This is a genomic window from Paracoccus fontiphilus (genome assembly GCF_017356265.1).
Taxonomy (GTDB): domain Bacteria; phylum Pseudomonadota; class Alphaproteobacteria; order Rhodobacterales; family Rhodobacteraceae; genus Paracoccus; species Paracoccus fontiphilus.
The window spans coordinates 1-22326 of the sequence record NZ_JAFNAW010000058.1 but is presented as its reverse complement, the minus strand read 5'-3'; the positions used below and the strand labels follow the sequence as shown (position 1 = coordinate 22326).

Annotated in this window: 18 protein-coding genes and 1 tRNA gene; 5 read left to right on the top strand and 14 right to left on the bottom strand. The window is 66.2% G+C overall.

Going from position 1 to position 22326, the window contains the following annotated elements; genetic code table 11:
- Positions 1-282: 282 nt before the first annotated feature.
- A complete protein-coding gene (gene moaA, locus J0F76_RS16150; protein WP_207471015.1) occupies positions 283-1290 on the top strand; it encodes a GTP 3',8-cyclase MoaA in 1008 nt (335 codons plus the stop codon).
- A gap of 66 nt (positions 1291-1356) precedes the next feature.
- Here the strand turns inward: moaA and ispG are convergent, their stop codons facing one another.
- From ispG to J0F76_RS16130, 4 genes are all read right to left on the bottom strand, one after another.
- Positions 1357-2487, bottom strand: a complete 1131-nt coding sequence (ispG, locus tag J0F76_RS16145; protein WP_207471013.1) for a flavodoxin-dependent (E)-4-hydroxy-3-methylbut-2-enyl-diphosphate synthase — start codon at positions 2485-2487, stop codon at positions 1357-1359.
- Between the two features lie 78 nt (positions 2488-2565).
- Complete coding sequence (locus tag J0F76_RS16140; protein WP_207471011.1) at positions 2566-3228, bottom strand: thiamine diphosphokinase; 663 nt, start codon at positions 3226-3228, stop codon at positions 2566-2568.
- A complete protein-coding gene (locus tag J0F76_RS16135; protein WP_207471008.1) occupies positions 3225-3437 on the bottom strand; it encodes a DUF2842 domain-containing protein in 213 nt (70 codons plus the stop codon). Before J0F76_RS16135 ends, J0F76_RS16140 begins: the two co-directional genes overlap by 4 nt.
- 70 nt (positions 3438-3507) lie before the next feature.
- Complete coding sequence (locus J0F76_RS16130) at positions 3508-4800, bottom strand: adenylosuccinate synthase (RefSeq protein ID WP_207471007.1); 1293 nt, start codon at positions 4798-4800, stop codon at positions 3508-3510.
- Between the two features lie 159 nt (positions 4801-4959).
- Between J0F76_RS16130 and ftsY the strand changes: the two genes are divergently transcribed.
- Positions 4960-5979, top strand: a complete 1020-nt coding sequence (gene ftsY, locus J0F76_RS16125) for a signal recognition particle-docking protein FtsY (RefSeq protein ID WP_207471005.1) — start codon at positions 4960-4962, stop codon at positions 5977-5979.
- Positions 5980-6046: 67 nt separating this feature from the next.
- On the opposite strand, the gene hisG is transcribed toward ftsY, so the two are convergent.
- The 3 genes from hisG to hisS are packed head-to-tail and all read right to left on the bottom strand — an operon-like array spanning position 6047 to position 9263.
- On the bottom strand, positions 6047-6724 hold the full coding sequence (hisG, locus tag J0F76_RS16120) for an ATP phosphoribosyltransferase (RefSeq protein WP_207471002.1): 678 nt from the start codon (positions 6722-6724) through the stop codon (positions 6047-6049).
- Positions 6721-7782 carry an ATP phosphoribosyltransferase regulatory subunit gene (locus J0F76_RS16115; RefSeq protein WP_377707096.1) on the bottom strand — a complete coding sequence of 354 codons (1062 nt, stop codon included), beginning with the start codon at positions 7780-7782 and terminating at the stop codon, positions 6721-6723. The genes hisG and J0F76_RS16115 overlap by 4 nt, the downstream gene beginning before the upstream one ends.
- Positions 7782-9263, bottom strand: a complete 1482-nt coding sequence (gene hisS, locus J0F76_RS16110) for a histidine--tRNA ligase (RefSeq protein WP_207470997.1) — start codon at positions 9261-9263, stop codon at positions 7782-7784. Before hisS ends, J0F76_RS16115 begins: the two co-directional genes overlap by 1 nt.
- A gap of 51 nt (positions 9264-9314) precedes the next feature.
- Between hisS and J0F76_RS16105 the strand changes: the two genes are divergently transcribed.
- Complete coding sequence (locus J0F76_RS16105) at positions 9315-9533, top strand: SlyX family protein (RefSeq protein WP_207470994.1); 219 nt, start codon at positions 9315-9317, stop codon at positions 9531-9533.
- 89 nt (positions 9534-9622) lie between these two features.
- On the opposite strand, the gene pgi is transcribed toward J0F76_RS16105, so the two are convergent.
- From pgi to J0F76_RS16080, 5 genes are read right to left on the bottom strand one after another with little or no spacing between them, the layout of a single operon-like run.
- Positions 9623-11233, bottom strand: a complete 1611-nt coding sequence (gene pgi / locus J0F76_RS16100) for a glucose-6-phosphate isomerase (RefSeq protein WP_207470992.1) — start codon at positions 11231-11233, stop codon at positions 9623-9625.
- A gap of 22 nt (positions 11234-11255) precedes the next feature.
- The gene (gene pgl / locus J0F76_RS16095; protein WP_207471017.1) at positions 11256-11927 is read right to left on the bottom strand and encodes a 6-phosphogluconolactonase; all 672 of its coding nucleotides are present in this window, start codon (positions 11925-11927) and stop codon (positions 11256-11258) included.
- A gap of 2 nt (positions 11928-11929) precedes the next feature.
- Complete coding sequence (gene zwf, locus J0F76_RS16090; RefSeq protein WP_207470989.1) at positions 11930-13381, bottom strand: glucose-6-phosphate dehydrogenase; 1452 nt, start codon at positions 13379-13381, stop codon at positions 11930-11932.
- A 60-nt stretch (positions 13382-13441) separates the two neighbouring features.
- Positions 13442-13981 carry an RSP_2648 family PIN domain-containing protein gene (locus tag J0F76_RS16085; protein ID WP_207470987.1) on the bottom strand — a complete coding sequence of 180 codons (540 nt, stop codon included), beginning with the start codon at positions 13979-13981 and terminating at the stop codon, positions 13442-13444.
- Positions 13981-15174 carry an RSP_2647 family RNA methyltransferase gene (locus J0F76_RS16080; protein ID WP_207470985.1) on the bottom strand — a complete coding sequence of 398 codons (1194 nt, stop codon included), beginning with the start codon at positions 15172-15174 and terminating at the stop codon, positions 13981-13983. Before J0F76_RS16080 ends, J0F76_RS16085 begins: the two co-directional genes overlap by 1 nt.
- A 155-nt stretch (positions 15175-15329) precedes the next feature.
- Between J0F76_RS16080 and edd the strand changes: the two genes are divergently transcribed.
- Positions 15330-17132, top strand: coding sequence for a phosphogluconate dehydratase (gene edd / locus J0F76_RS16075; protein WP_207470983.1), 1803 nt, complete (start codon positions 15330-15332; stop codon positions 17130-17132).
- Between the two features lie 47 nt (positions 17133-17179).
- Positions 17180-17269 (top strand) — tRNA-Ser (locus J0F76_RS16070).
- A 358-nt stretch (positions 17270-17627) separates the two neighbouring features.
- Here J0F76_RS16070 and J0F76_RS16065 read toward each other — a convergent pair.
- Together J0F76_RS16065 and J0F76_RS16060 are read right to left on the bottom strand one after the other, a co-directional pair.
- Positions 17628-20987: an ATP-binding protein gene (locus J0F76_RS16065; protein ID WP_207470981.1), complete on the bottom strand. Its 3360-nt coding sequence runs from the start codon at positions 20985-20987 to the stop codon at positions 17628-17630.
- Between the two features lie 18 nt (positions 20988-21005).
- Positions 21006-22277: a hypothetical protein gene (locus J0F76_RS16060; RefSeq protein ID WP_207470979.1), complete on the bottom strand. Its 1272-nt coding sequence runs from the start codon at positions 22275-22277 to the stop codon at positions 21006-21008.
- Between the last annotated feature and the right edge of the window lie 49 nt (positions 22278-22326).

Here is a 22326-nt window from a genome sequence, read left to right as displayed (position 1 = left end):
GCCGGGGCGCCGGCGCGCGGGTCACGGCCGTTGCCGCCGCGACCTGCTCGGCCGTCATCTGCGTCTGCGGTGCGGCTGCGGCTGCCGTGCGGCCCGTCGTCATCGCCCCCTGGGTGCAGCCCGCCAGCAGGCCGGCGGCCACGATCAAGGTCGGCAGGGCGGTGTGGATACGCATGGATTGTCCCTTCTGTCCCGTTTCGCGCCCAGCCTAGCCTGCAGCCTGCAGCACCGTCCAGCCGGTCACGGCTTGTCTGCGGCCGTCCGCGCGCCTAGATTGGACCCATGCAGCAAGCGGCCCCCCTTATCGACCCCTTCGCGCGGCCGATCACCTATTTGCGGGTGTCGGTCACGGACCGTTGCGATTTCCGCTGCGTCTACTGCATGGCCGAGCATATGCAGTTCCTGCCCAAGGCAGAGCTTCTGACGCTCGAGGAACTGGACCGCCTGTGCAGCGCCTTTGTCGATCTTGGCGTCAGAAAGCTGCGCATCACCGGAGGAGAGCCTCTGGTTCGCCGCAACATCATGGGCTTCTTCCGTGCCATGTCGCGGCATCTGGGCGACGGGCTCTCGGAACTGACGCTGACCACGAACGGCAGCCAGCTTGCGCGCTTCGCGGGCGAGCTGGTGGATTGCGGCGTCCAGCGGGTCAACGTGTCCCTCGACACGCTCGACCCCGACAAGTTCGCGGCGATCACCCGCTGGGGCCGCCTGCCGCAGGTGCTGGAGGGCATCCGGGCCGCGCAGTCCGCCGGTCTGCGCGTCAAGATCAACGCGGTTGCGCTCAAGGGCGTCAACGACAGCGAATTGTTCGACCTGGTCCGCTGGTGCGCGGACGAGGACCACGACCTGACCTTCATCGAGGTCATGCCCATGGGCGATCTGGGCAACGAGGATCGGCTGGACCAGTACTGGCCGCTCAGCGACCTCCGCGCGCGCCTTTCCGAACGCTACACCCTGATCGACCTTGCCGAACGCACCGGCGGGCCCGCCCGCTATGTCCGCCTGCAGGAAACGGGACAGAAGATCGGCTTCATCACGCCGCTGACGCATAATTTCTGCGAAAGCTGCAACCGCGTGCGCCTGACCTGCACGGGCGAGCTGTTCATGTGCCTGGGACAGGAGGATCGCGCAGACCTTCGCGCTCCACTCCGCGCGTCAAACGATGACGCCGTGCTGAAGGACGCGATTCGCGCGGCCATCGCACACAAGCCCAAGGGCCATGATTTCGACTATTCTCGCCAAACCGTCGCCGGCCAGATGAGCCGCCACATGAGCCATACCGGCGGCTGATCTTCTGTGCGCAAATATCCTCGGGGGCCCGGGGGCAGACAGCCCCCGGCCTTCGCGGGACGCCGGTCACTCGGCCGCGGTCTGCGCCCCGGCTTCCGCTTCGATCTTCTCGGCGCGCTCCTCGACCAGTTGTACGATATGGTCGATCATCTGGTCGTTGCTCATCTTGTGGCTCTGCCGCCCCGCCAGATAGACCATGCCGCTGCCCGCGCCGCCGCCGGTAAAGCCGATATCGGTCATCAGCGCCTCGCCCGGACCGTTGACGACGCAGCCGATGATCGACAGCGACATGGGCGTCTTGATATGCTCCAGCCGCTTTTCCAGCCTTTCCACGGTCTTGATCACGTCGAACCCCTGCCGCGCGCAGGACGGGCAGGAAATGATCTGCACCCCCCGCGTCCGCAGGCCCAGCGACTTGAGGATCTCGAACCCGACCTTCACCTCCTCGACCGGATCGGCCGACAGGCTGACGCGGATCGTGTCGCCGATGCCCATCCACAGCAGGTTGCCAAGCCCGACGGCAGACTTCACCGTGCCGCCGACAAACCCGCCGGCCTCGGTGATACCCAGGTGGATCGGCGCGTCCGTGGCGTCTGCAAGCTTCTGATAAGCGGCCGCGGCCAGGAACACATCCGACGCCTTCACGCTGATCTTGAACTCATGGAAGTCGTTGTCCTGCAGGATCCCGATGTGATCCAGCCCGCTTTCGACCATCGCGTCCGGGCAGGGCTCGCCGTATTTCTCCAGCAGGTGCCGCTCCAGCGACCCGGCATTGACCCCGATGCGGATCGAACAGCCATGGTCCTTGGCGGCCTTGATGACCTCGCGCACGCGGGCCGCATCGCCGATGTTGCCGGGATTGATGCGCAGGCAGGCCGCGCCCGCCTCGGCAGCCTCGATCGCGCGCTTGTAATGGAAATGGATGTCGGCCACGATCGGCACCGGGCTTTCGCGGCAGATCTCGCGCAGGGCACGCGTCGTCTCCTGGTCCGGCGCGCTGACCCGCACGATGTCTGCACCCGCGTCGGCGGCGCGGATCACCTGGTCCAGCGTCGCACGCACGTCATGGCCGTCGGTGTTGGTCATGGTCTGCACGCTGATCGGCGCATCGCCACCCACGGGAACGCTGCCCACCATGATCTGGCGCGACTTGCGACGCTCGATGTTGCGCCAGGGACGGATAGGGTTCAGCGACATGGATGCCTCCGGGGTTCGCCTCTTGCAGATAAGCGATCCGGGCAGGCGCGGCAACCGCCGCACGGGCCTGTGATGCCCTTATGCCGGCAAACGCAACGCCGTCATGACACTGGCAAGGGTGCTGCGCGGCAGCATCAGCAGCATCTTGCCCTCGATCCGCAGGGTCACGACGCCTTTGGCCATGTTCGACGTGCCCACCCGTCCGCCCGGCGCGAACTCGATGCCCTCGATCGGCCATTCAAGCCCGGTGCTGATCCCGCGCGAGGGTCCCATGGGGTAAAGGGACACCCGCGTCCCCGGCATCAGCGGCAGCGTCAGGCGCGGCGGCGCCACGAAGACCACGTCGTCCGAGGAAAGCAGGATCACAAGCGGCCGCGGTGTCGAGGCCATGGTGGTCAGCACCGACAGCGTGTGATCCAGCCGCAGCCCGGCAAAACCCACCGCCATGACGAAGGGCGCCGCGATCCGTGTCAGGCACTTGGCGAAATCGGTGCTGTCCTGCTCCGCGACATGGCAGATGCGTCCAGAGGGGATGATGCGGCGCGCCTGGGGCGTGATGCTGTCCAGGTCCCCGATCACCCAGTCCGGCGGCTGGCCCAGCGCCAGCGCCCGATCCGCCCCCCCGTCCGCCGCCACAAGGGTCGGCGCCACCGCCAAGGCCGTCTGCAGGTCATAGGGCGTGGTCGCCCCGCCCCCGACCACGGTCACCCCCCGGTCCGAGATGACCACGGGCGGGATCATTCCCCGCGCCCGATGCCGGAAAACACCCGCTTGAACGGCAGGACCCACAGGATGCCCAGGCCCACATAGACCGCCACCTCGACAAGGATCGGCTGGCGGCCAAAGCGCGCATCCATCCAGTTGACTAGCGTGACGGCCGCGACGATGTACAAGGGCAGCCCGATGATCAGGATCAGCAGCGACAGCCGTTTGCGCGTCTTCAGGTTCATCGGCGCCTCCCCTTCATCTTGGTCCAAATATCCCACGGGGGTCCGGGGGTGTGAAACCCCCGGCGCGACCTCAATCCGCAAAGGGATCCGTCACCAGAATGGTATCGTCCCTTTCGGGCGACGTCGACAACAGCGCCACCGGGCACTGGATCAGCTCCTCGACCCGGCGCACATACTTGATCGCCGCCGCCGGAAGATCGGCCCAACTCCGCGCGCCCTGCGTCGATTCCTGCCAGCCTTCCATTTCCTCGTAGATCGGCGTGACCTTGGCCTGCAACGCGGCGGCGGTCGGCAGATAGTCGTATTTCACCCCGTCGATCTCGTAGCCCACGCAGATCTTCAGCGTCTCGAACCCATCCAGCACGTCCAGCTTGGTCAGCGCGATGCCGTTCACGCCGCTGATCGCGCAGGTCTGGCGCACCAGCACCGCGTCGAACCAGCCGCAGCGGCGCTTGCGGCCCGTGACGGTGCCGAACTCGTGCCCGCGTTCGCCAAGACGCTGTCCGTCCGCATCATGCAACTCGGTCGGGAACGGCCCCTCGCCCACGCGGGTGGTGTAGGCCTTGACGATCCCCAGCACGAAGCCGATGGCCGACGGCCCCATCCCGGTCCCCGACGCCGCCATCCCCGACATGGTGGTGGAACTGGTGACATAGGGATAGGTGCCGAAGTCGATGTCCAGCAACGACCCCTGCGCGCCCTCGAACAGGATGCGCTTGCCGGCCTTGCGGGCGTCGGCCATGATCTTCCACACCGGCTGGGCATAGGGCAGCAGCTTCGGCGCGACCTCCATCAGCCTGGCCTTCAACTCGGCCCGGTCGATGGGCTCGGCCCCTAGGCCCTGGCGCAGCGCGTCGTGATGGGCCAGCAGGCGGTCCAGCCGGGCGTCCAGCGTTTCCTCGTCGCCCAGATCCGCCACACGGATGGTGCGGCGACCCACCTTGTCCTCATAGGCCGGGCCGATGCCGCGCCCGGTGGTGCCGATCTTGGCCTTGCCCGCCGCTTCCTCGCGCAGCTTGTCCAGATCCTGGTGCAGCGGCAGGATCAGCGGCGTGTTCTCCGCGATCATCAGGTTCTCGGTCGAAATCTTCACGCCCTGCGCCGACAGCTTGTCGATTTCGGAAAACAGCGCCCAGGGGTCCAGCACCACGCCGTTGCCGATCACGGCCAGCTTGCCTTCCCGCACGATGCCAGACGGCAGCAGCGACAGCTTGAAGACCGTATTGCCGATGACCAGCGTGTGCCCGGCGTTATGGCCGCCCTGGAAGCGGGCGATCACATCGGCCCGTTCGCTCAGCCAGTCGACGATCTTGCCCTTGCCTTCGTCGCCCCACTGCGCGCCGACAACCACCACATTGGCCATGAACGGTCCTTCCATTCCCCGAAAAATGTCCGCCGCAGGGTCTAGCGCAAGCTCAAGCCGGGGGAAAGCAGCGATTTGCCGGTCGCCGCCAGGGCGCGTCGGCCTTTTCCTTTCCTGCCGCAGCGATTAGGGATGCGGTGGGCTGGAAAGGTGCGAACCATGTCGTTTTTCTCGAAACTGCGCGAGCGTCTGACACGATCGTCCTCGAAGATCGGCGAGGGACTGGACGACATCGTCGAAGCCGTTCCCACCCCCGTCCCGCAAGCGCCCGAGGAGCCAAAGCCCGCCGCTCCCTCGGGGGGCCTGGTCGGACGGCTGTTCGGAACTTCCCCTTCCAAACCCGAGGAACCGCGCCGCGCCCTGGACGACGCCATGCTGGAGGACCTGGAGGACATGCTCGTCCAGGCCGACCTCGGCGTCGATACCGCGCTGCGCGTCACGGCCAACATCGCCGAAGGCCGAATGGGCCGCCGCCTGTCCTCGACCGAACTCAAGGAGTTGCTTGCGGACGAGATCGCGCGGATCATGACCCCCGTCGCCCGCCCCCTGCCCCTTTACCCGAGGAAACCTCAGGTCGTCCTGGTCGTGGGCGTCAACGGCGCGGGCAAGACGACCACCATCGGCAAGCTGGCCAGCCAGTTCCGCACGGCGGGCAAGTCGGTGATGATCGCGGCAGGCGACACCTTCCGCGCGGCGGCTGTGGAACAGTTGCAGATCTGGGGCCAGCGGGCGGGCGTCCCTGTGATGGTCGCGGCCCAGGGCAGCGACCCCGCCAGCCTCGCCTACGACGCCATGACCCGCGCCGAGGCCGAGGGCGCCGACCTTCTGATGATCGACACCGCAGGCCGCCTGCAGAACCGCCAGGACCTGATGGAGGAACTGGCCAAGATCGTCCGCGTGATCCGCAAGAAAGACCCTTCGGCGCCCCACAACACCCTGTTGGTCCTGGACGCCACCACTGGCCAGAACGCGTTGAACCAGGTGGAAACCTTCCGCCAGCTTGCCGACGTCTCGGGCCTGGTGATGACCAAGCTGGACGGCACCGCGCGCGGCGGCGTCATGGTCGCGCTTGCCGACCGCTTCGGCCTGCCCATCCATGCCATCGGCGTGGGCGAGCAGATCGACGACCTGGACGCCTTCGACGCCAACGACTTCGCCCGCGCGCTTGTCGGCCTCTGACAGCTTCTTCGTTGCTCAAATCCCCTCGGGGGAGTCTCCGAAGGAGACGGGGGCAGACAGCCCCCGGCTAGACCGCCACCCCAAGCTGCGCCAGGAACGGACGCACCTCCTCCAGTGCCCCGCGGCCGACGAACAGCGTCGCCTGTGATCGCAGGATCGGCTCCTCGGCCAAGATCCTCAGGTTGTTCGCGCGCAGCGTCTCGCCCGAGGACGTGATGTCGGCAATCGCCTCGGCGGTCTGGTTGGCCACCGTGCCTTCGGTCGCACCCTGCGAATCGACCAGCTGATAGTCCGCGACCTCATGGCCCGCCAGCCAGGCCCGCACCAGCCGGTGATACTTGGTCGCGATCCGCAGCCGGAACCCGTGCGCCGCACGGAAGTCGCGGGCGATGGCGGCGAAATCGTCCAGGTTCTCGCAATCGCGCCAGCAATCGGGCACCGCCAAGATCAGGTCGGCATGGCCGAAGCCCATCGACGCGACCTCGGTCACGTCCGACCGCCAGCCCGCCAGCTTCTCGCGCACCAGGTCGGTGCCGGTCACGCCCAGTTCGATCCGCCCTGCCGCCAGTTCACGCGGGATCTCGCCCGCCGACAGCAGGACCAGCGACACGCCGTCGGCGCCCTGAACCCGGCCCGCATACTCGCGGTCCGACCCGCTGCGCGACAGGGTGATTCCCCGCGCCGCGAACCAGTCGAAGGTCTGTTCCATCAGCCGCCCCTTGGACGGCACGCCCAGCCGGATCATGAAACCTCCAGTTCGGCCACCAGGCCGGGGCGAATGATACCGCCCACGGCGGGGATCGCGCGCCCTCCGCGCCCCAGCACGGCGGTCAGCGCATCATATCGCCCGCCGGTCGCGACAGGGGGCCAGCCCGCCCGCCCCTCGGCCACGAAGCTGAACGTGAAGCCGTCGTAATATTCCATGGTCCGATGACCATGGCTTGCGTCGAACAGGATGGTCTCCGGCGCGATGCCCCCATCGGACAGCATCCTTGCGCGTTCCCCGACACGTCCGACGGCGGGCGCCAGATCGGGCCATTCGTCCGCCAGATGCGACAATTCCGCAAGGGCCCCGGGCATCGGGGCGCTGATGGCAAACATCCGCTCCAGCCGCGCGATCCAGACCGGATCAAGCGACGCGGCATCCTCATCCGCCTTCAGCCGGGCCATGCGGCGCTCCATCTCGGCCTCGGATCGCATCCCGGCCCAGGGTGCGGCAATTTCCGCAAAGTCGCGGGGGGTGACAGGGCGGGCAAAGCGCGCCAGCAACCGGCCGAACCGCCCGGGGCGCCAGACGTGATGCAGCAGCGCATCACACCGAGCCTGCGACAACGGCAGGGCCCGCACCGCATCCATCACCAGCCCCATGTCGCCCGTGACGGCCCGCAGCCCGTAAGGCGCCATCAGCTTGTGGAACAACGCGAAAACCTCGGCATCCGCCTGAGGGTCATGGGCGAACAGCTCGAAGCCCACTTGCAGGTATTCGTTGTCCCGCGGATGGGCGGGACGTTCCTCGCCCGGATCCTGCTTGCGGAAAACCTCGCCCAGATAGCAATAGCGCGCGGGCTCGGCCCCGCCCGCCATGTGCATCTGCACGACCGGCACGGTGAAATCCGGACGCAGCATCACCTCGCCCCGCAACGGATCGGTCGAGGTATAGGCGCGGGCGCGGATGTCCTCGCCATACAGATCCAGCAGGGTGCCTGCGGGCAGCAGGATGTCGGGCGCGACCTCGGCCGCGCCTGCCTCGCGGAAGGCCTGCAGGAAGCGCTGTCCAATGGCCTGCTTGTCGCGCTTGGCGATCATCCGACGATCCGCCGCACTTCCGCGACCAGATCGGCGCGCGCCACCTCAGTCTGGGCGGGCTGCGCCTTCCATTCGTCCAGGCTGGCCTCGGCAGCGATGCGTGCGCCCAGCACCAGATCCTTCACCTGCACCACGCCGCGCGCAGCCTCGTCCCCGCCCTGGATGATCGCGACCGGCGCGCCGCGCTTGTCGGCATATTTCAACTGGTTGCCGAAGTTCTTGGGGTTGCCCAGATAGACCTCGGCCCGGATGCCCGCCGCGCGCAGGTCGGCTGCCATGGCTTGGTAATCCGCCATCCGGTCGCGGTCCATGACAGTGACGACCACCGGCCCCTGCGCCTCGGCCCCTGCAAGCCCCTTGGCCCGCAACGCGGCCAGCAGCCGGTCCACGCCGATGCTTACCCCGGTCGCGGGAACCTTCTGGCCCGTGAACCGCTCGACCAAACCGTCATAGCGGCCCCCGCCCGCGACCGATCCAAACTGCCGCTTGCGGCCCTTTTCATCCAGGATCTCGAAGGTCAGCTCAGCCTCGAAGACCGGCCCGGTGTAATATCCCAGGCCCCGCACGACCGAGGGGTCGATGACCGCCCGATCCTCGGCCACGCCCATGGCCGCCAGCATCCCGGCGATCTCGGCCAGTTCGTCCACGCCTTCGCGCCCGATGGCCGAGGTGCCAACCGCCGCCCGCAGGTTCGCCAGCGTTGCCGTGTTGTCCGCACCCTTCGACGTCAGGAACGCCAGAACCGGCGCAGCCTGCCCCTCAGACAGTCCCACGCCCTCGATCACCGCGCCGCTGTCGTCCTTACGGCCCTTGGTCAGCAGCGCCAGCACACCCTCGCGGCCCACCTTGTCGAACTTGTCGATCTGGCGCAGCACGTCGTCGGCCTGGTCGGCGCGCACCTCGGCCGCTTCCAGCACGCCGTTCAGCACCTTGCGGTTGTTGATCCGCACCAGATAGTCGCCGCGGGCAATGCCCACCGCCTCCAGAGCATCGGCCAGCATCGCGCAGATCTCGGCATCCGCCGCGACGGACGCGGACCCCACCGTGTCAGCATCGCATTGGTAAAACTGCCGGAACCGCCCCGGCCCCGGCTTCTCGTTCCGCCAGACCGGCCCCATGGCATAGCGCCGGTAAGGAGAAGGCAGATCATTGCGAAACTGCGCCGCCACCCGCGCCAAGGGTGCCGTCAGATCATAGCGCAGTGCAAGCCAGTCGCCCGACCCGCCGCCCGGCACGGCTTCCTCCTGCCAGGCGAAGACGCCGGCGTTCGGGCGGTCCACGTCAGGCAGGAACTTGCCCAGGGCCTCCACCGTCTCGACGGCGCTGGTTTCCAGGGGATCAAAGCCATGGCGGTGATAGATTTCGGCGATCCGGTCCAGCATCGCCTTGCGTTCGGTCACATCCGCGCCGAAATAGTCCCGAAAGCCCTTTGGCGTTTCCGCCTTGGGACGGGGCTGTTTTTTCTGATCTTTCGCCATGGTCCTGCCTTTCCGGCCAAATCCGTGGCTGCCTTAACCGAAGGGGCCGATATGGACAAGGATACCGAAGCGCAAATCCGGCAAGTCGAGGAAACGCTGGCGCACCTGACCCGCGTGACCGACGACCTGCACGAGGTCATCGCCCGCCAGGACGCCGAGATCGCCCTTCTGACCCGCCGGGTCGAGATGCTGATGCGCTTCGCCGCCGAACAGCAGGCCGACGCCGAGGGCTCGATCCCGCTGGCCGATCAGCGCCCCCCGCATTGGTAGGCGGCAGGAATTCTTCGTTGTGCAAATACCCTCGGGGGGGAACGCGCGGCACGCGCGTGGGGGGGCAGACAGCCCCCCTTCTTCACTGTTTATCCGCGCATCCGCCGGAACAGGGTTGCCAGATGCTCGGTGGACGCGTCATGCCCCGGCGCGTCGTCGCCCTTCAGCAGCGGCTCGACCTTCAGCGCCAGTTCCTTGCCAAGCTCGACACCCCATTGATCGAAGCTGTTGATGCCCAGGATCACGCCCTCGACGAACACCCGGTGTTCATACAGCGCGACGATCTGGCCCAGGGCGAAGGGAGTCAGCTTCTCGATCAGCAGGGTCGTTGAGGGACGGTTGCCCGGGAACACCCGGTGACGGGCCTGCCGGTCCAGTTCCGCGCCGTCCAGACCCTTGGCCTGCATCAGGGCGCGCGCTTCCTCCAGCGTGCGGCCGCGCATCAGCGCCTCGGACTGCGCCAGGCAATTGGCGGCCAGCAGAATATGATGGTGAGCCAGGTGATCCTCGTGCCCCTTGGCGGCCAGGATGAACTCGCAGGGAACGGGCGTGGTGCCCTGGTGGATCAGCTGGTAGAAGGCGTGCTGGCCATTGGTGCCGGGTTCGCCCCAGACCACCGGACCGGACACGACGCCCAGGTCGCTGCCGTCCATCGCCACGCGCTTGCCGTTCGATTCCATCTCCAACTGCTGCAGATAGGCGGGCAGCCGCAGCAGGCGGTTGTCATAGGGCAGCACCGCACGGGTCGGATAGCCGCAGACCTGGTGGTGCCAGATGCCGACAAGGGCCAGCAGCACGGGCAGGTTCTCGGCCAGGGGCGCGTTGCGGAAATGCGCGTCCATTGCCGCGCCACCTGCCAGGAACTCGTCGAACCGCTCATCCCCGATCGCCAGCATCAGCGACAGTCCGATCGGCCCCCAGACGGAATAGCGCCCGCCGACCCAATCCTCGAACCCGAAGACGCGCGACGGGTCAATCCCATAGGCCGCCGTCTTGTCCGAGGCCGAGGACAGCGCGGCAAACTGCGACGCCGGGTCGGCCACGACCTTGCCCATCCAGTCGCGCGCGGTCTGCGCGTTGGTCATCGTCTCGATGGTGGTGAAGGTCTTCGATGCGACGATCACCAGCGTCGTCGCCGGGTCCAGATCCTTCAGCGTGTCGGCGATGTCCGCGCCGTCCACGTTGCTGACGAAATGCGTGCGCGGCCCGTCGTGATAGGGCGCCATCGCCAGCACCGCCATGTAGGGACCAAGATCCGACCCGCCGATGCCGATGTTGACCACGTCCGTGATCTTGCCGCCCTGCCCCTTGAAGGCGCCCGACCGCACATCCCGGGCGAAATCCGCCATGCGGTCATGGGTCTCGCGGACGGAGGGCATCACGTCCTGGCCATCCACCGTGACGCTGCCGCGCAGGTTGCGCAGGGCGGTGTGCAGGACCGCGCGCCCCTCGGTCTCGTTGATCTTCCGGCCGGTGAACATCGCCTCGCGGCGACCCGCCAGATCCGCCCCTTCTGCCAGTTCGACCAGCAGATCGCGCGCGCCGGCGTCGATCATGGTCTTGGACCAGTCGAAGACCATGCCGTCGGCGTCGGTGCAGAAGGCCAGGGCACGAGCAGGGTCGGCGTCGAACAGGTCGCCGATGCGGCTGTCGCCCTGCGCCTGACGATGGGATTTCAGACGGCTCCAGATGTCGGTCATTCGGGAAGGCTCCTTCGGCTGCCTATTCGGCCCAGTGAACGGTCGCGTTGTCCAGGAAGGCGCGGATCGGCGCCTCGGTCGCATCAAGCTTCTGCGCCCGTTCCAGCGCCTCGCGCTTTTCCGGACCCATGATCAGGACATGGACATTCATGGCATCCGCCAGCGCGGGCCGCGTCAGGGTGATGCGCGGCTCCTCGGCACCCTCGGCGCGGATCGGCAGGACCAGGGGGGCATCGTTCGCCAGGCCCTCGGCCAGGTGGTCGGCGCCGGGAAACAGGCTGGCGGTGTGCATGTCGTTGCCCATGCCCAGCAGGACCACCGTGATCGGCAGGTGCGGCCGGATCGCCTCGGCCAGAGGGCCCGCGGCCTCGTCGGGGGTCGCATCGCCGGTATAAAGATCGATGTATTTCGCGGCAGCCGCGCGGTCGCGCAGCAGGTGCCGGCGCAGAAGGCGGCTGTTCGACCGCTTGTATTCGCCATCCACCCAGCGTTCGTCGCCCAGGAAGACCGTCACGCGGTCCCAGTCCAGATCTGTCCCGCTCAGCATCTCGAAGACAGGCGTGGGCGAGGTCCCCCCCGGCACGCAAAGGCTCGCGCCGTCGCCGCCGCGCAGTTGCTGCGCCAGTTGCGAGGCGATCTGGTCGGCCAGCGACAAGGCCAGCATCTCGCGGTCGGGATATTCCCGGAACTCCATCGTCATGCGCGTATCTCCCTCCATCGGCGGTTGTCGCGATGCAGCAGGCGCAACGCTTCCTCGGGGCCAGAAGATCCGGCGTCATAGGGTTCGGGCAGCCGCTTGCCGTCTTCCCAGGCGGCGATGATGGGATCGGTCCAGGCCCATGCGGCCTCGACCTCGTCGCCGCGCATGAACAGGGTCTGGTTGCCCCGGATCACGTCCATGATCAGCCGCTCATAGGCATCTGGCATGTCGCTGCCATCCGTGCCAAGCGCCTGGGCGAAGGACATGTCCAGCGGCACCTGCACAAGCCGCATCCCCCCGGGCCCCGGTTCCTTGATCATCACCTTGAGGTTCATACCCTCGTTCGGTTGCAGGCGGATGACAAGCTCGTTGGCCTTTGGCGCGCCGCTGTCGTCAAAGATGGAATGGGGCGGTTCGCGGAAGACGATGGCGATCTCGCTGGTGCGGGCGCGCAGCTTCTTGCCCGTGCGCAGGTAGAAGGGCGTCCCCTGCCAGCGCCAGTTCGAGATGCGGACCTTCATCGCGACATAGCTTTCGGTCCGCGAGCCCGGATTCTCTGAATCCTCAAGATAGCCGCTGGACTTGCCGTCGGCCTGATACTGGCCGCGCACGATGTCGCCGGGGCTGACCGGTTCCAGCGCGCGGATGACCTTCAGCTTCTCGTCGCGCACGGCGTTCGGGTCGAAGTGATAGGGCGGCTCCATCGCGATCAGGCACAGAAGCTGCATCATGTGGTTCTGGACCATGTCGCGGATCGCGCCGGACTTGTCGTAATAGCTGCCGCGCCCGGCGACACCCACGGTCTCGGCCACCGTGATCTGGACGTGGTCGACGTATTGGGAATTCCACAGCGGCTCGAACAGGATGTTGGCAAAGCGGACCGCCATCAGGTTCTGGACGGTCTCCTTGCCCAGGTAGTGGTCGATCCGGTAAATCTGCTCCTCGTGGAAATGCTGGGCCAGCATGGCGTTCAGGGCGCGCGCCGTTTGCAGGTCGCGACCGAACGGCTTTTCCACCACGATGCGGCTGTCCCGGTCCGCAATCCCGTGAGAGGCCAGGCGTTCCGCGATGTCCCCGAACAGCGCCGGCGCGACCGAGAAGTAGAAGGCATGGACCGCGCCCGGACGGATGCGGGCCTTCAGCTCGGACCAGCCACCCTCGCCCTTGGCGTCGATGGGCGTATACCCCAGCAACGCCAGGAACTGCGCCAGGCGAGGATCGTTCTTCGGGACCGATGCGAATTCGACGATGGCCTTGGCCGCTTCCTCTCGAAAGGCGTTGTCGTCCTGTTCGGTGCGCGCCGCGCCGATGATCCGCGACGTTTCCGGGATTTGTCCGGCAACGAAGCGACGGAACAGGCCCGGCAGGATCTTGCGCTGGGCCAAATCGCCCGTGGCACCAAAGATCACCAAGTCAAAGTCGTCGACCGGAATAACGCGCGAGACCATGCTGTCCTCCTTGCGGTTGGCGCTTGCCATATCCCTTGTTAGCGTTAACAGCAACTCGGTTCAACCTTTCAGGGCCTTGGCCAGCCGGGGCAGGCGACAGCGTTTGAGCATCTCTTGGACGGTCATGTCGCCGCCCATGGCGGCCGCCTTGCCGCGCGCGGCCTGGACGACGGTTCGGACGACGGCGGGATCATGCGCCAGCAGATACAGCAGGAAGGCGTCGGGGTGGATCGCCCTCAGGTTCAGACCCCTCATCAGGCCTTGGGGGAAATCGCGCAGGTTCGCGGTGACGATCAGGTGCGCATCCCCGGCAAGCGCGGCCTCGACGACATGGCGGTCGGCCGGATCGGGGAAAGGCAGGTCAATGGCACGCGTGCCGTCATCGGCAACTTCCGCCCCGCCGAAGCGGCTGCGCAGCAGTGCGATTTCCGCGCCTGCGACCGCGTCCTGATCGGCCCCTAGTCGCCCCGCCGCGTGACGCCATTCGGCCAGGATGCGGGGCGACCATAGCGGCGTGTAAAGCCCCGCCCCCGCCAGATCGGTCAGGATCTCTCGCAGGACGGTGGGAAACAGCACGTTGGCGTCAAGAACCGCGCGCATCAGTCCAGCCGGAAGAACAGCGCCTTGAGGTAGCCCGTCTCGGCCAGTTGCGGCAGCATGGGATGATCCGGCCCGGCCTGGCCCGTATGGATCAGCACGCTGCGCCGCCCGCCGCGCCCGATGCCCCGCGCACTGACATTGCGGAAGGCCGTCAGGTCGGCGGCATGGGAACAACTGCACAGCCCCAGATAGCCGCCGGGCGCGACCAGCGGCGCCGCCATCTTCGCCACGCGTTCATAGGCGCGCAACCCGGCTTCCAGCGCAGGCTTCGAGGGCGCGAAGGCCGGCGGGTCGCAGACCACGACGTCGAAGCGGCGGCCTTCGGCGGCCAACTGCTCCATCGCCTTGAAGGCGTCTGACTGGATGGTCTGCAGGCGATCGGCCGCGCCCATCCGTTCGGCCCCGCCCTTGGCAAGCTCCAGGGCTGCCGCGCTGCCATCCACGCAGGTTGCGCTTGTCGCGCCTGCCGCCAGCGCCGCCAGCCCGAAGCCGCCGACATGGCTGAAGACATCCAGAACGGTTGCGTCCTTTGCCAGCCGCTGCGCGAAGGCTTGATTTGGCCGTTGGTCATAGAACAGCCCGGTCTTCTGCCCGCCCATGAGATCGGCCAGATAGGTCGCCCCGTTCATCGGCACCGGCAGCGGCGCGGACGGCGCCTGCCCGCGCAGAACCTCCATCCGCTCATCCAGGCCCTCCAGACCGCGTGCGCGGCCCTGCCCGTTCAGGATCACGGTGGACACGCCCGTGACCTGAACCAGCGCGTCGGCGATCTGGAGGGCCATCCGGTCCGCCCAGGCCGCGTTGGGTTGGATCACCGCCGCATCGCCGAAGCGGTCGATGACCAATCCCGGCAGGCCATCGGCCTCGGCATGGACCAGGCGGTAGAAGGGCTGGTCATAAAGCCTGTCGCGCATCGCGAAGGCCCGCGCCAGCTTGGCCTGCAGCCAGGTTCCGTCGATCAGGGCGTCGGAGTCGGCATCCATGACCCGCGCGACGATCTTCGACTCGGGGTTGACCGTTACCAGGCCCAGCGGCTTGCGCTCGGCATCCTCCAGCACCGCGAAGCTGCCGGGCAGCAAGCCGCGGCTGCGGCGGTCCAGAACGGCCTCGTCCGCGAAGACCCAGGGAAATCCATGGCGGATCGCCTGTGGCTTGGATTTCGGGCGCAGGCGCAGCACGGGCAGGTCGGTCATGGGATATCCTTTCGCGACGGGGATCTGGCACGGAGACCCGGCTGATACAAGGCCATCCCCTTCGGATCGCGTGTTCCCTGACGCGCCAGAAACAAGGCAGGTTGAACTGTTATCGCTAACAGCGTATATTCCCGATACGCAGAAGGAGCCAGCCCATGACCCTGCACGCCACCATCGATCGCGTCACCGACAGGATACAAACGCGATCCCGCGCCACGCGCGACGCTTACCTGGCCAAGATCGCCAAGGCGGCCGCCGATGGTCCGCGCCGTGCCCATCTTTCCTGCGGCAACCAGGCCCATGCCTATGCGGCCATGCCCGACAAGGACGACCTGGCGCTGTCGCGAAAGCCGAACATCGGGATCGTCACCGCCTACAACGACATGCTGTCGGCCCATCAGCCCTATGAACGCTATCCCGACCTGATCCGCCGCGCCGGCAATGCGGCCGGCGCCACGGTGCAGGTCGCGGGCGGCGTGCCGGCCATGTGCGACGGCGTGACCCAGGGCCGCGCGGGGATGGAACTGTCGCTGTTCTCGCGCGACGTGATCGCGCTGGCGGCAGGGGTCGCGCTGTCCCACGACTGCTTCGATGCCGCCCTGTATCTGGGCGTCTGCGACAAGATCGTGCCCGGCCTTGTCATGGCCGCCGCGACCTTCGGCCACATCCCCGCCGTCTTCCTGCCCGCAGGCCCCATGCCGTCGGGCCTGCCCAACGACGAGAAATCCCGCGTCCGCCAGCAATTCGCGGCGGGCGAGGTCGGCCGCGAGGCGCTGATGGCGGCCGAGATGGCGTCCTATCACTCGCCCGGCACCTGCACCTTCTACGGCACCGCCAACAGCAACCAGATGTTGATGGAGTTCATGGGCCTGCACCTGCCCGGCTCCAGCTTCGTGAACCCCAACACCCCCTTGCGAGAGGCCCTGACCGTTGCCGGGGTCCAGCGCGCCGCCGCGATCACGCGCCTTGGCAACGACTTCCTTCCCGCGGGCGAGGTTCTGGACGAAAAGGCCTTCGTGAACGGCATCGTCGGGCTTATGGCGACGGGCGGGTCCACGAACCTGGTCATGCACATCCCGGCCATGGCCAAGGCGGCGGGCATCCTGCTGGACATCGAGGATTTCCACGACATCTCGGAATCCGTGCCGCTGATGGCGCGCGTCTATCCCAACGGACTGGCCGACGTGAACCACTTCCACGCGGCAGGCGGCATCGGCTACATGATCGGCCAGTTGCTGGACGCCGGGTTGCTGCATCCGGACGTCAAGACGATCGCCGGCACCGGCCTGGACGGCTATACGCTCGAACCCAAGCTGGACGGAGAGGCGATCCGGTGGGAGGAAGGCTCGCGCGACACGCTGAACGACAAGATCCTGCGCCCGGCCCATGATCCTTTCGCCAGGACAGGCGGGCTGAAACAGCTTGGCGGCAATCTCGGCCGGGGCGTCATCAAGGTCAGCGCCGTGGCCGCCGAACGCCATGTGATCGAGGCCAGGGCACGCGTCTTCAGCGACCAGGAACAGGTCAAGGACGCCTTCAAGGCGGGCGAGTTCACCCAGGACACGATCGTCGTCGTCCGCTTTCAGGGCCCTCGCGCCAACGGGATGCCCGAGCTTCATTCGTTGACGCCGATCCTTGCCGTCCTGCAGGACCGCGGCCTGAAGGTCGCGCTGCTGACCGACGGCCGCATGTCCGGCGCATCCGGCAAGGTCCCCGCCGCCATCCATGTCTCGCCCGAGGCATCGGTGGGCGGCCCCCTCGCCCGCGTCCGGGATGGAGACCTGATCCGCCTGGACGCCGTCCGTGGAACCATCGACTGCCTCGCGCCCGATTTCGCGACCCGGTCGCCCGAGAGCCATGATCCCGTCCCCAGCAGCGAAGGCATGGGCCGAGAGTTGTTCGCGGCCTTCCGGGCCGTTGCCGGTCCGGCCACCGAAGGGGCAGGTGTCGTGGTATGACGGTTGGACCTTGGCAATTTCCCTGCCAAGGTTTAACCCGATCCGACGGAGCAGTGGCCGAGCGGTCTAAGGCAGCGGTCTTGAAAACCGCCGGGCCAGCGATGGTCCCGTGGGTTCGAATCCCACCTGCTCCGCCACTTGCCCTCGCGAAAGCGTTCTCCCGATCCGGCTCCGGCCGGATTTTTCCGTTGTCTTCGAGGGTTATGCGGGTGGGGCTGAGCACCACCCTCGGTGCCAGGAGGCTCAGAAGCGGTCTCCCAGGGGAGATATTCTCCGGACCTGATGACTGCGCCAGTTTGGTGAATGGCTCATGAAGACATTGAAATGCCGAAAGATTCCTGCAATGAGGCTCGAATACTTCGATGCTAGGCCCGAGCGTAGCGACGGGACAGAAGTCGAACTTTGCCAGCTTCACCCTCGGCCACCACGCAAGTTACGCAAATGGCCTCGAGCGAGGCCTCCTACGCCATCTCAAGGGACGCGGTCTGATCTCCATCAGCCGACCCCGATCCCAGCCTTGTCGAGCGCCGCGGCGAGCTTTGCCGCGACATCTGGCGGCGCGAACTCACCGTCAGCGAACTCCACGGCCACCCGGAACCGAAGCGTGAGATTACCCGCTGCGGCCAGCACGTCGCCCATGCCTTCCACGAGCTCAGTAAGCTGGCTGCTGTCGAGGACGGCTTCGCGGAACGCCGCCTTCGGCTTGGGCCCCGGGGCCTGGTCTTCCGCGAACTCTTGCTGCTTCGCCTCGCCGTTGGCTTTTGGCGCTTCAGGCAAGCCGATCTGGACGGCAGCGGCTTCATGCGGTTGGCAAGGCCACGCCACGCCCCCAGGGATCACTCGGATAAAGCCGGAGTTCATCGCCGCGGTAATCGCACTCTCAACAAGCTTCCAAGGCAGCGAGATGACCCCGCGCTGAGCAGCCAATGCCTGCTCGATCGAATGTGCCGAGGCCTTGCCATCGGTCCATGCATCCGGGAGCGCTTCCGGCGTCAGCGAGGACACACTGATGGGATCCGGCGGTGCCCGCAGGACCGCCGTCTTCGAGACGATGCCGACGGGCGGCGTATCTCCCCAGACCGAAGCCGCGCCACTGGTGATCCAGACGGTCCTGTTCTTCACGGCCGCGCTCACCGCGTCCAGTACCTTCGCCTCCGGGCATCGCGGGATCGGCTTCTGTTCCGTCCAGCCCTCATCCGGATGGTCGATGGTGAGGGTATGGCCATCGAAGTAGGAAACCAAATCAGCGATCTTCAGGCCGTTCTTCCAGTCGAGCCCTTCCAGCTTCCCTGGCGCCAGCAGAGACGGGTCCAAGGCATCCAGGACAGCCGCGCTGTTCTGCACGGCCTCGAGCGCATCATCAGCGAGAGCGGCCTCATCGATTGGCATGCGCCACCATGTCCGCGCACTGCTGTCAGGCCGCGGCAACGACAGCACATACAGTCCTTGGTCACAGCCATTGGAAACCGTGTCCAGCAGGTCCTTGCGTCGAAGCAGCTTCGGCCGCTCCGCGAAGGCGCCGACAATAGTCTTCACCCTCCGCCGATCTTCGTCCTCGCGCCATAGGTCGAATCCGCTGGTCGATCCCGGCAAGATCGCGTCAGGTGTCAGGGGCAGGTCGGTGATGCGGGACTTAGCATCCTCTTTAATCGTCTGGAACAGCGGCTTAGTGGTGTCCACCGTCACCTTGAAGGCGTGCACCACGTCATCCGTGCCGCGGGTGACGACGATGCAGTAGGCCTGACGGACCGCGCCAGCGATGTCCTTCTTCGAGCCCATGATCTCGCTGTCCAACTTCGACGAGCGCACAGGATCGATGGGCTGGCCGGACAAGAGGCTCTTCACCTCAAGCCAGGCGAGATGGTCCTTGACCTTCTCTTGAGCGATAGCAAGGCCGCTGCGATCGGGAGCGGCGATGACAATGGCGTTCTTGGCAGCGCGAGGATTCTGTGGCCCCGTCACCTCCTCACAAAAACGGACTGCCAGCGCCGAGGGTTTGCCGGACTCAGACTGCGCACTCGGGCCGAGGATGACGTAGCGGAATTCGCCGTCGCTCGGCACTTGATCCGCACCGGTCGGCAGCTTGTGCACCTTGGCGCCAAGTGCCGTGGCACCGGCATCGAGCCACTTGGCGGCCTTGATCTCATCGAGGAGCATGTCATCCACGGCAGTCTTGGGGACGCGGTTGACCTTCGCCTCATCGTGCATCTGCTTCAGGTTCGGCTGAAAGCCCAGCCGCCAAGTCTTCGGCAGGCCGCGGCTACCATCCGGCCGCTTATCGGCGCTCTCCAAATGCACCTCATCGAGGAACCAGGATCGCTCCGCCCAAGCCTGGATGCCCTTCTCCAGCGCAATGCGGTCGGGTTTGGCCGCCCCGGTCAGGGCGTACAGGTCGGTGATCCTTGCGTGGTTCGGGCCCTGTGGCTGGGAATGCAAGAAGGTGCCGATGACCGCCTGCTCAACCTCGCGGCTGGCCAGTGCCGGTAGCTGATCTTGCGCCTCGCGTGCAAAGCGCAACTCACCCTGCAGGATGGCGACCCAGTCCATCGGCTGACCATCTACGCCATCGAGCCGCGCCACGCCGGCCAAGTCCCCCAGCGCAGCGGAGAGCTTCTCCTCCCCGTTCTTCGCCAGCAGGATCGAGGCCCCAGCGAGGGGCGCGGTATCCCACGGTTCCGCATCGCGGAGCGCAACGGCGAAGGTGCGCAAAACGCCACGGGTACGCTGGAACAGCGGTAGGCCGCTCGTCCAGCGGGTGTAGAACACCTCCATTATGGCCGGATCAAAGGGGAAGCTGGCCAGGTACTGCTTCTCGCGCTCGTCGCGCTGCTTCGGCGTCTTGGCGAACTCCGGATCCAGCGCCGAGAGCGCCTTCACCACCGCCTGCACATTCGGCTTGAAGGCGTTCGGATCCTTGGTCGTCTCCGGGTCAAGCAGGCGGCGACGCAGGATCTCGGCAACGTCGTCCTTGCCGACTGGCATGAAGGGCTCATCCTCCTTTCGCCCCATGATGTTCGCCATGTCCGAAAGAAGCTGTCGGCCGAAGGCGTCGTCGCGCTTCGGATCGCTGGCAAGCAACGACACGATCAGGGACGCCGTGTTCACCTTCGAGACGGCCTGGGTGAGTGACTGGAGGAAGTTCAGGAACTGCTCACGGAACTGCTGGCCCGTCACCGGGTCCTTTGCCTTCTCGCCGGCGTACATCAGCACTTCGTCGAAGAGGATCAGCGTCGCCAAGCCCTCCTTGCCCGGCATCTGCAGCACCTTCTCAATGAGCAGGTCGCGCGGCGGCGAATCGCGCTCAGCATCCTTGCCGTCAGCGTGGATCGCGCACAGGCCGTCTGTACCAGCCAACTGGAAGGCGATGACGCTCCAGGGGTGCTTCAGCATCCGCTCTTCGCCGGAGGGGCTGAGGACCGGGATGCCGGCTTCGACGTCCAGCTTGTCGAAGCAGACGGCCGCGATGCGCGCTTTGGGCGGCTCACCGCCCATCGCCGCCTTGAACTCCTGTACTGCCGGCAGGCTGGGCAGTGTTGCCGGGTCACGGAACAGGTGCGTCAGCGTGACCAGAGTGTGGGTCTTGCCGCCACCATAGGTCAGTTCGAGCTGGCGGATGGCCTTATCGCTATTGCCGCGCAGTCGTTCGGCCGTGGCCGACGCGATGTCGCGCTGAGCGCTGGTCGCGAAGCTTAGCGAGAAGAACTTGTCGGGGTTCTCATAGATCGGTCGCTTGCCGGTGTGGTTGACCACATCGAACAGGTCGGCGGCGAATTCCTGCAGAGAGAGAGCGCCCGTCCGAACATCATCTCGGACGCGAACGACTTGGCTCCAGGGTTTTGCGGCGGTGCCAGACATGATTGTTCTCCCGTTCGATCAGAGAAGTAGCGACTGGGCCGGCGAAGACACGCCGGCGCGGGACCGCAGGTGATTGCTGATGGACTCGAGGATTGGGGCCTCGTCGCCTTTTCCATCGCGGTTGGCGAGCTCGATGAGAGCCTGGATGAGCAGTGCGAACAGCGCATCGCGCGCCAGCCCGGCCTGATCGAGAAACGCGTTCACTTTCGCAACGTCACCGGCCTTCCAGAGCTGCATCAGGCGATGTGCCCGGTCGATCAGCGGCACAGGACGACCACCAATGCCTTCGAGGCCAAGGGTCTTCCGCTTGCGCTGGTCCCAGCGCCGCAGTCGGACCTTGCTGCCCGTGCCTTCGCTCTCGGGTGCCTCATCCTCCTCGGCGCTGTCTTCATCCTCGTCATCTTCGGCGACCTCGGATTTCCCGCCTGTGCGGGCAAGGATCTCGTACCGATCGGCAAGCTCGGCGTCGGAGAGACCGCAGGACATTGCGTAGAGAATGCAGCCGCCGATTGGCGTTTCCGCCATGCCGAAGCTGTCTCGGTGAAGGATGTAGTAGGTGGTGACGTCGTCGAGGCCCCCGTGATCGTCGCCCCCGGCCTCGGAGGGCTTCAGCACCCTGCCGACCGCGAACTCGACGACCAGGCGCCGAACCTCGCGCAGGAACTCGGCCACAGGCAGCGGCTCGGGCTGGCCAGTTGTGGATGTCTCACGACGCACCACCGGGTGACGGCTGTAGGCTTCCAGTGCCGGGCCGGTGGCGGCCCAGACGAAGTCGGGGCCCCGGATGCCTGAATCCCAGAAGCGATGCATCTGCGTGCGGATCTTGTCGCGCATCTCCTCGAGTACCGGGGCAGCGAAGCCGGGGCGCGCAGAGGATGGGCGCTTCCGGCATACGAGCCAGACCGACGAAGAAAGTGCAGCTGAGGACTGCGCACGAGTTCGGTTCCCCATCTCGGTTTGAATTGGCAAGCTTCCATCCACAACAAAACCTGCTCTGATAAGTGCCCCAACAAGCGTTTCCCATGCATCTGGGTTTTTATTGGCAAAGACAATTACAAGAATACCACTGGGTTTCAGAGCTGCGTGGCAGCGCCGGAAAACTGCAGCCATACCGTCTTCGAAGTTCTTTTTTGAAGCGACCTTGTCACCACCGAACCGGCTCGAGTCATCAATTAACTCGCCGTCGCCAGCCTCATGGTCCCATTTTGGACCAAGTGCGGCCGAGAAGGCTTCATCTACTTCTGGTGATAACCTGTTGATTTCCACCCAGAAGTGACCCAGGTTTTCCATCGAGAACTGACCCACCTTTGATTATGGTTTTCGGGTCATTCAGTGGTCA